We start from the raw sequence: 12,987 nt of genomic DNA, 5'->3' as shown, positions 1-12,987 counted from the left end.
ATATTTCATATAAGGAGTAAGAGCTTATGAACAGTATTGTAACAAAAAATTTAGCCATTGCTTATGATGACAAACTTATAGTTGATGATTTAAATATGAATATACCAAGAGGTAAGATTACTACTATAATTGGACCAAATGGATGTGGAAAATCAACTGTGCTAAAGACTGTAGGACGTATTCTAAAGCAAAAAAAAGGCATGGTGTATTTAAACGGTGACGATATTAGAAAGCTTCCTACTAAGGAGGTGGCACAAAAGATGGCCATATTGCCTCAATCTCCTCAATCTCAAGGAGGGCTTACTGTTGGGGAGCTTGTATCCTACGGTCGATTTCCACATCAGAGAGGATTTGGCAAACTGTCTTCTGAGGATAAGAAAATCATTGCATGGGCATTAGAGATAACCAAGCTAACTGAATTTGAGACTGCATCGGTAGACAATCTTTCTGGGGGACAGCGTCAGAGAGTCTGGATTGCAATGGCACTAGCCCAACAGACTGATTTGATATTGCTAGATGAGCCTACTACTTATTTGGATATGGCATATCAGTTAGAGGTATTGGAGCTTTTATACAACCTAAATAGGGAACAAAGTTGTACAATCGTCATGGTATTACATGATTTGAATTTAGCCGCACGGTTTGCAGACTACATGATAGCAATACGCAGTGGAGAAATTATAAGGTGCGGAACTCCAAAAGAGATTATGACTACAAAGGTCTTAAAAGATACTTTCCAGATTGATGCTGAGATTGGGTGGGAGTCTAGAACAGGGAGACCTACATGTATTTCTTATGAACTGATTAAATAGTAGCAATAGTATTAAGAGGAGATGATCATATGAAGAAAATTGAAATTTATGGAAAAGGAGGCATTGGGAAGTCCACTACAGTATCCAATGTATCTGCAGCTATGGCAGAGATGGGACTAACAGTAATGCAGATTGGATGTGATCCCAAGGCAGACTCTACTCGTAATCTAAGTGGAGGTAAAAACATTACTACAGTATTAGATACTTTAAGAGAAAAAGGGGATGTTGAGTTAGATGATCTTGTCTTTAAAAGTAGTACTGGGGTTTTGTGCGTAGAATCAGGAGGTCCTGTTCCAGGGGTAGGTTGTGCGGGTCGTGGAATAATCACGGCTTTTGAAAAGTTAGAAGAATTAGATGCATATGAAGTGTATCAACCAGATGTTGTCCTATATGATGTTTTAGGTGATGTAGTATGCGGTGGTTTTTAGGGGAGGATATGCTGACGAGGTGTGCATAGTAACCTCAGGAGAAATGATGTCACTTTATGCCGCTACAAATATAGCACATGCCGTTAGAAGTTTTGGTAAGCGTGGATATGCATCCTTACGAGGATTGATACTTAACTCTAAAAAAATTGAAAATGAACAAGAGCTAGTTAAAAAAGTTTCAGATAAAATTGAAACTCCCATAATTTATTGTATGTCACGAGATCCTTATGTACAGAAGGCTGAGGCCTTGGGGAAAACAGTAGTTGAAGCCTTCCCTGAATGTGCGATGACAAAGCACTATCGTACTTTGGCAAAGATTCTATTGGAGGGAGAAAAGTGATCATGAATGGATTAAAACATATAAAACGCTTATCTTCAGTTAGGACAAATGCCGGTGTAAAATTTCTGACTCCGGCAGCTTTTCCGGGAAACCACTGTCCCATGCATACTGCATTGGCTCTTAGTTCAAAAGTTAAGGGAATGTCTACATTGGTTGTAGGCACATCGGAATGTGGAACTTATAGTCGTAGTGTTATCTCTCGGATTAAAAGCGAAGAAGGTGAGCTACATTGGACGTATATTTTAGATTCAAACGAGGTTGTATTTGGATGTCGTAAAGGATTGATTCAAACGATCAAAGAAATGGATAAGTCCGATGCAAAGGCTATTATGATAATTTTAACTTGTGTTCCGGAGGTAATTGGAGAAGATGTAGAGGGTATTGTGCATGAGCTACAGCCTAAGGTTTCAGCTTTACTTACATTTGTGTTAATGGCACATTTTAAATGTAATAGTTATCCGTCGGGTTATTGGAAAACATTGTTAGCATTTGAAACCTTAATGAAGAGGGGAAAAACAAGGGATGATACAATCAATATTCTTGGACGTAGTCCGAGAGAAAAGCATGTTCCTATGCCTGAATTATTAACAGCATTGGAAAAAAGAGGATTTTACCTTAGAATGCTTGCTCCAAAATCTGATGTTGAGGATTTTATTGTTTCACCAGATGCAGCCCTTAATCTTGTAATTTCACCTTTTATGAATCCTTTGGCTGAAATGATGTGGGAGAAGTTTCAAGTTCCATTTATCAGTCTTCATGAAACTTATGGGGTATCTGAAATTGATCATATGTATGAAGCTGTGGCAAAATCATTGAAAATCAGGTTTAACCATGAATTTGATGAATCAAGACAAAAAGCTATTACATTGCAGAAACAGGCAGAAGATGTGTTTAAAGGGAAAAGTTATATTCTAACTCACATGGGTGCCATGATGCCTTTGCCCCTTGTATTATATTTAACTAAATTTGAAATGAAGCCTACGATTTTACATATGGATGAATTTTATCCTGATGATAAAAAATGGGCAAAATCTATTAAAAAGCAAGGTTATGATCCTATGATCTGTCATATGGTAAATGATCCTGCCGATAGAGCCCTTTTGGAACGTATTCAAGCAGAAATTTCTTTAGGAGAACTTCTAAAAGATTCCTCTTCAATTCCTTGCGTTTCATACTTGGAGGATTTGTATGGACAAATGGGTTATGAAAGAACGGCAGTTTTATTAAGTAGAATGTTAAAGATGTATGAAAAAGTAAATATGGAGGAAATAAGGAGGAGTAGTCATGGGAATTCATAGATTCAAACCGACAATGTCAGGTAGAATGGGAACATTATGGACTCTTGCTTCAATCCGTGATGCAGCTTTGATTGAATACGGATGTATGGGACATATGCAGTATGGGCGAATGTTTTTAAATCAAGCGGGTATATCTAAAAGGTGTAAACTATATTCTACTCACATTGACGAAACAGATATTTCATTAGGAGATACGAATAGACTGAATCGTGCTATTGCTCAAATTGTAGAGAGAGATAAGCCTAAAATTATTTTTTTACTGCCATCTTCAGTGCCAACAGTTATTGGGACGGATTTAATGGCCATATGTGAAGAATTACAACCACAATATCCTAATGTACGTTTACTTCCATTTGGATATGGAGGGTTTGACATATGTGGACATGGTGGTGTTCAAGAAGCACTTTTGCTTCTTTCGAAAACATTGCCAAAGGATATACAAAAAACACAGGAGCCTACATTTAATATAATCGGTTCTTGTGCTGATTTATTTCGTTTCCATGCTGATGCACAAGAGATGATTCGCATAATGAAGGGTGCCTTTGGTATGAAAAAACTTTGCGTTATGACTTCTGATACATGTGTAAAGGAAATTGAGGATATGGGTGGTGCCCATATTAATTTAGTCATACGACGAGAAGGAGAACCTGCTGCAAAACAATTAAAGAAACGATTTAAAACGCCATATTTATTGGCTAGACCCTATGGAATGGAAGAAACTTTGGGATGGATAGATAAGATAGCACAAATGTGTGGATTGACTCCAGATAATAGCTTTATAAAATTAGAAAAAGAAAAAATCATGAGTCAAATTTCACCTGCAATCCTTATATTTGAACATATCATACGAGAGCATCCTGATGAAGCAAGACTTTCATTAGGAGGTCATGCAGATGTGGTAAAAGGTATTCTTTCTTATGCAGAAAAAGAATTATCTTTAATGAGAGGAGTTTGTTGGTGTGACTGTCCAAGTATGACAAGTGAAGAAATTCCTTATTTTTCGGAAGATGAATGGATACAAGCTATAAAAGCCCATAAAAATGGACTTCTAATGGCAAGTGGAGAAGCTTTGAAATGGGCAAAAGGAAATATAGATCTTCAAATATCTAACCCAGATATAAAATGGAGATTAAATCTTTATGAATCTCCCTTTATGGGCTTTCGGGGAGCTGTAAATTTAGTGAGTTTATGGCTCAATGGAATTTTAGAGCAAATAGATGATTAAATATATATCAATCAAAAAACAAATAAGATAGGAGTACTTATACTCCTATCCTATTATTGTTACTGAAGATTGTACATTCCAGGACTTTCTGTAGGAGTGACTTCGGCAGATGCACCTCCTATGGTTTTATGGACAGAGAGTTTTGGTATGATGTTAGGAAGAGATGAAATAATCCTACAATATACAAATCACTACTTTTCTAGATGTGGAAGAACTGTTGGATATGTTATGGGAAAGGAAGAAAACTATAGATTCATGATGTTTACAATTCTTTATTCATCAATGATCAATTGGTCATCATTATTGAAAAAAGTTTTATATCCTAATTGAACAAATAATATAACGGTTAGAGAAACACTACCGAGAATACCAAGCATAATGGCAATTTGATACTTAATAGCAGTCAAAGGAGATATACCAGATAAAATTTGTCCTGTCATCATTCCAGGTAAAAAGACAATACCTATTCCTAACATAGAGTTGATCGTTGGAAGAACTGCAGAATCAAAAGAACGATCTACAATTTCTTTTGAAGCCATTTTAGGAGTTGCACCTAGCATGAGTGCAGATTCAATCAGATGTTTTTGAGAATGCATTTCATCTATAAGTTTTGTAACTCCAAGAGAAATACCTGTCATGGAATTTCCAATCAGCATTCCTGCAATAGGAATAAAATATCTTGGATCGTACCAAGGGGATATATGAACTACTACAAGCAAGAAATATACCAGACTAGATAAGGTACCAAATAACATGGAAACAGCAATGATTTTTTTTAGAGAGAGTGAAAGTTTCATCTTTGTTCTTTTAAAAATATTATATATAGAGAAAATTTCCATAATCATAAGAATGATAATTGTATATAGTGGATGAGTATTGTTAAATAAATAAACAAGAATATAACCTGTTAATATGAGTTGCAAAGTCATTCTTACTGCAGAGATTAGAATTTCTTTTTCTCTTGAAATTCCTCTTATCTTTACAATGAATAATAAAATAGCAATAAAAATATAAGATGCTATTATTTGATATAATTGAAGATCTATTACTTTATCCAATTGTTACACCTCTCTTTTAGTTATAGTGTTTGCTATTGTTATGATTTCATCAGCAAAATGAGTGACTATTCTTTTGGAATGAGTTACCATAATCATTGTTTTATGATGTTTTTTTGTATAACCTACCAAGGATTGAATCATTATATGTTCTGTATCTTCATCAAGTGCAGAAGAAGGCTCATCTAATAGTAATACTTCAGGATTTAAAAGAAGCACTCTACCAAGGGATACTCTTTGCTTTTCTCCACCAGATAAATTTTTGCAATCTTCTTCTAAATCTTTATTTAAATGAATGGTTTCTAATATATTAAGGAGTTGGGAATCTCCTACAAATGGTTTTTGAGAAAATTTAAGTCCAATGAGTAAATTTTCTCTGATACTTCCTGGAAATATAGCAGGCACTTGAGGTAGCATAATTACTTTTCTTCTTAACTCAACCGAGTTTACATCATTTAATAATTTATGGTTATAAAATATTTCACCATGATCGTAGGGAATCATTTTATTTAATAGTTTTAATAACGTAGTTTTTCCACTTCCACTTTTACCTACAATACAAGTAATTTTATTTTTGGGGATATGAAGTTTTTTGATAGAAAGAATATCTTTATACTTTACTTCTTTAAGAAAAAACATGAACAAACCTCCTTACTTTAGTCTTTGATTTCTTTAAATAATTCATAGGCTTTTTTTGTTGCTTCTTCTAAAATTTCTATACCTTGTGTTGTTATTTGATAGTACTTTCTGATTTTACCATCTACATTTTTTTCTTCTTTTTTTAACAAATTTGTAGATTCCATATTATGAAGTAGAGGATATAATGTTCCAGGACTCATGTCATATCCATGATCCTTAAGTTCTTTGATCATCCAAGAGCCATAAAAAGGTTCTTTTTTAGCATGATGAAGGATATGAATTTGAATAAAACCTAGGAAAAATTTTCTTAAAATTTTATCTTTCATTTTTGTTCACCTCGATATGAAATTATTTATCGTAAATTGATATCGTAACACGATATTACTATAACACAATAATATATTTTTCTCAATAGTAATAAAAAGGAAAATAACAGTGTTTTTAAATAACAAAAAATGTTTAAATTCTGCTGATAATGATATATTATTAGATTAATGGATATAGAGAATGCAATATTATTTTTATGATTTAATTAACATTTCAAGAAAAAATTAATGAAAGGTTTTATAATGAAATTTTACTCAAAAAGGAGAATGTACATATGAATAGTTACATAATGTATGGGATCATTTCCATATTGTTAGTAATTTCTTATTGGAAGGATCAGAAAAAGACAAAAATAGCTTTGAAAAAAGCTTGGAAGTCATTTGAAAATATTTTACCACAGTTTTTAGGAGTCATTATGCTTGTAGGTATATTATTATCAGTATTAAATACTCAAATGATATCTCAAATCATAGGAGCTCAATCAGGTTGGGTGGGTGTAATAATTTCTGCTATTATTGGAGCGATTACTTTGATTCCAGGATTTGTAGCATTTCCTACTGCAGCTATGCTCTTAAAGGGAGGAGCTGGATATATGCAAATTGCTGCATTTATATCTACACTTATGATGGTAGGTGTTGTAACAGCACCTATTGAAATAAAATATTTTGGTAAAAGGATCACCATTATGAGGAATGTATTAGCGTTTTTATTTTCATTTTTTGTAGCCTATATCATTGGAAAGGTGGTTGGCACAATATGAATTGGATCAAGAAATATAAATTCTTTATATTTACTATTCTGATGATGATGATTTTGTTTTTCATCAATAGAAATATGGGGATAAAGGCTATATATATTACTGGGTTTAGTTTTAAAGAGATGCTTGGAGTAATTCCGCCGATATTTATTCTATTAGGGTTATTAGATGTATGGGTTCCTAAAGAAACTATGATGAAATATATGGGAGATAAATCAGGAATAAAGGGAATTATTTTATCTATTGTATTAGGGTCAGCAGCTGCAGGTCCTTTATATGGAGCATTTCCTATTGCAGCAGTATTTATGAAAAAAGGAGTGAAATTTAGTAATATATTAATTTTTATCGGAGCATGGTCTACTACCAAAATTCCTATGTTTTTATTTGAAATATCTTCTTTGGGATTTAAATTTGCCATTACGAGATTGATTGTAGATGTTCCTGGAATTATTTTAATTGCATACATATTATGTTCTATAGTAGATGAAAAACAAATAAAGAGCATATACAAAAATGCTCAATCTATGTGATATTTTAGTAAAATAAAGATGATAGGGACATAAGCATCCCTATCATCTTTATTTTTACTGAAGATTATACATTCCATTAGCTTCCATATATTTAAAAATGGATTCTCCATGTTCTTGTTCTTCTTTTTGGATATGATTTAGAGCTTGTCTAATATTGTGATCTTTAAATTCAAATATGGATGTATCATATGTAGAAGATACGTATTTTTCTGTTGCAAGTAAATCAGTACAGAGATCTTTATCACTTTCATGACTCATATTGTTTGGAGTGTTAAATTGATTTTGAGTATTTTGCATATTTTGTTGATTAGATTGATTCATAGTTGGTACTTGTCCACTTAAAATTTGATTGATCGTATCTAGATGTTGTTGTTCTTGTTGTGCATGAGATAAAAATAACTGTTTTAATTGTGGATCTTTTGCTTGATTTGCATGATTGTTGTACTTTTTAATACATAATTCTTCATGACTTTTTTGATCTTGTAATAAAAATTTTTCTTTTTGAGTTAAATTTGTCATAAAATCACCTCCAATTTTAGGATGAGCTTAAATAGAAAAATTATTCATGGTGTGATCATAAGATCATCTTTATTTTCATAAAAATAAAACTTGATTTTAATGGAAAAAATGATATCATTTTTATGTGTTGGTATTCTTTATGAAACCAAACTCAAAATCCTTGTTTTAAATCTCTATAATCAAATTGTTCGACTTATATCCCAAAAAGGAATGAGAACGGAGGTATTATTATGAAAGAGATCACATTGTCAAAAGGTAAATTTTCAACAAAACAGATTACAGTAATCGGTACATTATTTGCTGTAACCATAGTACTAGGAGTTACAGGTTTGGGATTTATACCCATACCACCATTTAAAAGTACCATCATGCATATTCCAGTAATTATTGGAGCTATTTTGGAAGGTCCTTTAGTAGGAGCTATGATAGGACTTTTATTTGGATTATTTAGTATGTTTCAAGCTTTGAATACTTTTTCCCCTGTTACTTTTGTATTTTTAAATCCTATTGTTGCTGTTTTACCAAGGATGCTCATTGGAGTGACATCCTATTATGCATATAAAATATGTAGGACAAAGAGTACAAGTTTTAATATGTCTATCGCTACAGCTATAGGATCATTTACTAATACCATTGGAGTTTTAGGGTTGATTTATATATTGTACATAGATGAGTATGCAAAAGCACTTAATATTAGTCAAAGTGTTGCAGTAAAAAGTTTATTAGCTCTTGTATTAAATGGATTTGTTTCTGCTGGTACTGCAATTATTATTACTGTCCCAGTAGTACTTGCAGTAAAACGATTTAAATAATTTATTTTAAGGACAAGAGATTTAATACATGGATGATGAAAAGAAAATTAATGAATTTATAAAAGATACTACTCTTAAAAAAGAGTAGTATTTTTGTCTAATAAAATAGGAAAATTATTATAAAAAAAAAGGGTTTGAAATGTATAAAAATTTAAAAAACAATGATTGAAATCTATATAAAATACTGACATAATGGGTAGGTATATATAAATAAAAAAAGGAGTGATAAAGCTATGATTCAGAATAAAAATGAATTGTTTAAAAGATTATTATTTATTATGATAGGAAGCTTAATATCTGCAATAGGAATCAATTCTTTTTTAATACCACATAAATTTTTAAGTGGAGGAGCAGGAGGGCTTGCTTTAATTTTTCAGTATATTACAGATATTCCATCAGGATATTATTTATTAGCTATTAATATACCTATATTTTTGATAGGGATGAAAGCTGTTGATAAAGAATTTTGTGTATTTAGTTTGATTGGAATGGTATCTTTATCTTTGTTTATGATTTTGACTCAAAATGTATCACATTATTTATATTCAGATGATATGGTAATATCTAGTATATATGGAGGAATATTTGGAGGAATTGGAGGAGCTGTTGTTTTTAAAAATAGAGCTTCAATGGGAGGAACAGATATTATTGCTGTTGTTTTGAGGAAAAAAACAGGAGGAAATATAGCTCAGTATTTATTTTCTATGAATATAGTAGTTGTTATGATTGGAACTACGATCAATGGAATTAGTATTGCCCTTTATACATTGGTATCTATGTATATTAGTTCTGAAGTGATGAATCGAGTGATGAATGGATTAGAAAGAAAAAAATTATTATTTGTAGTAACTCAAAAAGAAAGAGAAATTGCAGATATGATTATAAAGGAAGTAGGCAGAGGTGTTACATTTTTACATGGTCAAGGAGCATATACAAGAAATGATAGAAATGTAATTTATTGCATTGTATCTTTAAGACAACTACCAAAAATAAAAAAATTGATTGAAGATGCAGATCCTCAGTCTTTTATTTCCATATTAGATACCTCAGAAGTACATGGAAAAGGATTTAAAAAACCAGCATTATAAGAGCTACTAAAGTTTGGGTAGCTCTTTTCTATATAAGAACATGAGAATTTTTATAGTTTATAATTATTTTGAAAAGATAGAATTTTAAGTACATATATCTGATATAATATACATATATGATCATAAGACAGATCCTTTGAGGAGGGGTTTCGTAAAATGAAAAAATATTCATTAAAAGAGGAGATCGCAAATAGCATATCTCATGGAATAGGAATTGTTTTTAGTATAGTAGTAGTAACTATTTTATTAGTTTATGCAATTTGGGATAAAAATCCTATTTCTATAACAGCATTTAGTATTTATGGGTTTTGCTCTATTTGTTTATATGTAGCATCTACACTTTATCATAGCTTTCAAAAGGAAAGAGTTAAAAAGATATTAAGAATATTTGATCATTCCTCTATATTTTTATTTATAGCAGGAACTTATACTCCAGTGGTACTACTTACTATGAGAGGATACTGGAGAATAGGAATTTTAACAGGAGTATGGGTGATTGCTTTAGCTGGAATTTTATTTAAAGTGTTTACTTTTAACAAATTTGAAAAATATAAAGTAGTATCATTAAGCTTATATATCTTAATGGGTTGGATTGTAGTAATAGCGATAAAACCTATGCTAGAAGTAGTTCCTATGGGATTTTTTATGTGGCTTTTGGCAGGGGGGATAATCTATACATTAGGTACAATTTTTTATGCTTGTAAAAAAATACCTTATAACCATGCAATTTGGCATCTCTTTGTTTTAACAGGAAGTGTGCTACATTTTGTAGGTATTTTTAAGTATCTAACATAATCAAAATTATTTTAAAAATCAGGAAGAGATTCCTGATTTTTATTGTATAATAGGAAGAAAGCTATTGAGGGGGAATTTTTATGAAAATTGGATATGCAGCATCTAGTGGAGAAATAGATATATTTGATACATTAGAAAATACTAAAAAAAATGGATTTGATGGGGTTGAACTCAATGTCAATATGCCTATTTTTTTTCCTGAAAATTTTACAAAAGAAGATAGAGAAAAAATTAAAAAATATAAAATGGATAATGATATAGAAATTACCTTACATGGACCTGAAGATATTACTTTGCTTCAATTACAAGAAAATATTAGAAAAGCTTGTATCCATCGTTTTAAAGAAGTAATTGATTTTGGATATGATATAGGAGCAAGTAGAATGACCATCCATATAGGAAGTGCAGTTTGCTTTACTCTTATAGATCGAAAATCTTATTTAGATGAATTATATAAGGATGAATATAAAAAGGTATTAAAAGAAAGTTTAATAGAACTGAGTATATATTCTAAAGGTAAAATACTATTGTGTATAGAAAATTCAGGAAGATTTCCAAGAAAAATTGTTCAAGAAACTTTAGAAGAAATAATAGATACAGAAAATATTTACTTGACTTGGGATATAGGTCATTCTTATACAAATGAATATGAAGAAGTAGAGTTTTTCATGAAACATATAAATAAAGTGAAAACTTGTCATTTACATGATCATAATGGAAAAATGGATCATCAAATTATAGGAAGTGGAAAAGTAGATTTCAAATGGCATGTGAATCAAATGAAAAAAAATGATGTGATCTATATTATTGAAGTACGTCCAAGAAAATACGCAATAGAATCATTTGAAAAATTAAAAGAAATGAATCTAATCAATAAGTTAGCAAAATGACTATAAGTTATTTTACTAACTTATTTTTATAATACATAGGAATTTATGTATTTGATAAAAACATGGGATAAATCTATAATTACCGTTATACATTTCACAAAAGTTTACACTATAAATGTTCTAAAGTAAGATTTTTTATTGGAGCTATATAAAATTATGTATTTGAGAAGAAGGAGTAAAGATAATGGATATATCAATTATCTTTATAAAAAATTAAAAGGATTGATATGGATAATATAGAAAAAATATTAATGCTTTATATATAATAAATAATTGTCAAAGCAAAATACATAATATACAATTGATGTAAATAGACAATTTGTCCTAAAATACGACAAAATAGGACATAAATGATCTAGGATGAATAAAAATAGAAAGAGGTGTTGATATGAAATTAAAAACTAGAATTTTAGTCATTACATTATCTACAGTACTTATTATCTTTTTATCTACTATGGGAATTACCATTATAGATTCAAGAAAAATTGCAAAAGAACAAGCCACACAATTAGCTGAAACTACAGCTAGAGAATATTCACAACAAACAGCTCAAGTGATCAATGAGTCATTTAACTATGCACAAATATTAGCAAAAAATTTTGAAACCATGAAAGAAAATAATCATACAGATAGAAAACTTGTGATGGATATGCTCAAAAAAATATTAGAAAATAATCCAAATTTATATGATATTTGGGTAGGATGGGAACCCAATGCTTTTGATGGGAGAGATTTAGAATTTGCAGGGAAGGATTTTCATGATGAAACAGGAGCATTTATTCCCTGTTGGTATAAAGAAGATGGACAAATTAAGTATGAAACTTTACAAAGTTATCATGAGCCAGGTGCAGGAGATTATTATATGAAGTCTTTTCAGGAGAAAAAGCCTATTATCACTGAACCTATGGAATATACTATGGGAGGCGAAAAAGTAATGCTTACTACTTTATCTGTTCCTATTATACATAATAATCAAGTAGTAGGTGTAGTAGGGGTAGATATTCATCTAGATTATCTTCAAGAGATGACATCTAAAATCAAATTATATGACACAGGCTTTGCCAAAATTATTTCTAATAAAGGAGTAGTTGTAGCTCATCAAGAATCAACAGAGATAGGAAAGTTAACAAGTGAATTAAGAACTGAAAGTGAAGATATTAAAAAAATATATGAAGATGTAATTCAAACGGGTAAAAATTATAGTGATGTTATTTATTCACAAAGTTTAAAAAAAGATGTTTTTAAAATATTTGTGCCCATACATATACAAGGGGTAGATACTCCTTGGAGCTTTAGTGTAAATATTTTAGAAAAAGAAATGTATCAAGAAGTAGACAGACAAGTACTTATGATGAGTTTGATTCTACTTATAGGAGTTGTTATATTAGGAGCAATTATTCTTTTTATTGCTGAATATATATCTAAACCTATTGTTTTAGCTACAGATTATGCAGAGAAAATAGCTGATCTAG

Annotated in this window: 14 protein-coding genes and 1 pseudogene; 11 read left to right on the top strand and 4 right to left on the bottom strand. The window is 30.7% G+C overall.

Features of this window, described 5'->3' with window-relative positions; translation table 11 throughout:
• Window positions 1-26 precede the first annotated feature (26 nt).
• The 4 genes and pseudogenes from EK368_RS07985 (at window position 27) to EK368_RS07970 (ending at window position 4,103) form a co-directional block, all read left to right on the top strand.
• Window positions 27-812: an ABC transporter ATP-binding protein gene (locus EK368_RS07985; RefSeq protein WP_129598259.1), complete on the top strand. Its 786-nt coding sequence runs from the start codon at window positions 27-29 to the stop codon at window positions 810-812.
• A gap of 29 nt (window positions 813-841) precedes the next feature.
• Window positions 842-1,580: pseudogene (locus EK368_RS07980) on the top strand (nucleotide-binding protein).
• Window positions 1,581-1,582: 2 nt separating this feature from the next.
• The gene (locus EK368_RS07975; protein ID WP_129598279.1) at window positions 1,583-2,878 is read left to right on the top strand and encodes a nitrogenase component 1; all 1,296 of its coding nucleotides are present in this window, start codon (window positions 1,583-1,585) and stop codon (window positions 2,876-2,878) included.
• Window positions 2,865-4,103 carry a nitrogenase component 1 gene (locus EK368_RS07970; protein ID WP_129598257.1) on the top strand — a complete coding sequence of 413 codons (1,239 nt, stop codon included), beginning with the start codon at window positions 2,865-2,867 and terminating at the stop codon, window positions 4,101-4,103. The genes EK368_RS07975 and EK368_RS07970 overlap by 14 nt, the downstream gene beginning before the upstream one ends.
• Window positions 4,104-4,375: 272 nt before the next feature.
• Here EK368_RS07970 and EK368_RS07960 read toward each other — a convergent pair whose 3' ends face one another.
• From EK368_RS07960 to EK368_RS07950, 3 genes are read right to left on the bottom strand one after another with little or no spacing between them, the layout of a single operon-like run.
• A complete protein-coding gene (locus EK368_RS07960) occupies window positions 4,376-5,161 on the bottom strand; it encodes an ABC transporter permease (protein ID WP_129598253.1) in 786 nt (261 codons plus the stop codon).
• Window positions 5,162-5,164: 3 nt separating this feature from the next.
• Entirely contained in the window at window positions 5,165-5,797 is a 633-nt protein-coding gene (locus EK368_RS07955; protein ID WP_129598251.1) for an ABC transporter ATP-binding protein, read from the bottom strand.
• A gap of 17 nt (window positions 5,798-5,814) precedes the next feature.
• Window positions 5,815-6,123: a PadR family transcriptional regulator gene (locus EK368_RS07950; protein WP_129598249.1), complete on the bottom strand. Its 309-nt coding sequence runs from the start codon at window positions 6,121-6,123 to the stop codon at window positions 5,815-5,817.
• 275 nt (window positions 6,124-6,398) lie between these two features.
• Between EK368_RS07950 and EK368_RS07945 the strand changes: the two genes are divergently transcribed.
• Window positions 6,399-6,884, top strand: a complete 486-nt coding sequence (locus EK368_RS07945) for a permease (RefSeq protein WP_129598247.1) — start codon at window positions 6,399-6,401, stop codon at window positions 6,882-6,884.
• Complete coding sequence (locus tag EK368_RS07940; RefSeq protein ID WP_129598245.1) at window positions 6,881-7,411, top strand: permease; 531 nt, start codon at window positions 6,881-6,883, stop codon at window positions 7,409-7,411. Before EK368_RS07945 ends, EK368_RS07940 begins: the two co-directional genes overlap by 4 nt.
• 54 nt (window positions 7,412-7,465) lie before the next feature.
• Here the strand turns inward: EK368_RS07940 and EK368_RS07935 are convergent, their stop codons facing one another.
• Window positions 7,466-7,930 (bottom strand): spore coat protein, encoded by a 465-nt coding sequence (locus tag EK368_RS07935; protein ID WP_129598243.1) that lies wholly within the window; start codon window positions 7,928-7,930, stop codon window positions 7,466-7,468.
• A 230-nt stretch (window positions 7,931-8,160) separates the two neighbouring features.
• Between EK368_RS07935 and EK368_RS07930 the strand changes: the two genes are divergently transcribed.
• From EK368_RS07930 to EK368_RS07910, 5 genes are all read left to right on the top strand, one after another.
• Window positions 8,161-8,742: an ECF transporter S component gene (locus EK368_RS07930; RefSeq protein WP_129598240.1), complete on the top strand. Its 582-nt coding sequence runs from the start codon at window positions 8,161-8,163 to the stop codon at window positions 8,740-8,742.
• A 233-nt stretch (window positions 8,743-8,975) separates the two neighbouring features.
• A complete protein-coding gene (locus EK368_RS07925) occupies window positions 8,976-9,830 on the top strand; it encodes a YitT family protein (RefSeq protein WP_129598238.1) in 855 nt (284 codons plus the stop codon).
• A gap of 156 nt (window positions 9,831-9,986) precedes the next feature.
• Window positions 9,987-10,625, top strand: coding sequence for a PAQR family membrane homeostasis protein TrhA (gene trhA / locus EK368_RS07920; RefSeq protein WP_129598236.1), 639 nt, complete (start codon window positions 9,987-9,989; stop codon window positions 10,623-10,625).
• Window positions 10,626-10,705: 80 nt separating this feature from the next.
• Window positions 10,706-11,515: a sugar phosphate isomerase/epimerase family protein gene (locus EK368_RS07915; protein ID WP_129598234.1), complete on the top strand. Its 810-nt coding sequence runs from the start codon at window positions 10,706-10,708 to the stop codon at window positions 11,513-11,515.
• Window positions 11,516-11,903: 388 nt separating this feature from the next.
• Window positions 11,904-12,987 (top strand): PDC sensor domain-containing protein (locus EK368_RS07910; protein WP_165000376.1); only part of this gene is annotated, 1,084 nt, incomplete at its 3' end.

The organism is Anaerophilus nitritigenes, assembly GCF_004138215.1.
In the GTDB taxonomy this organism is placed as follows: Bacteria; Bacillota; Clostridia; order Peptostreptococcales; family Thermotaleaceae; genus Anaerophilus; species Anaerophilus nitritogenes.
Note: the sequence above shows the minus strand (reverse complement) of the source record. Positions and strands in the feature narration are given on the sequence as shown.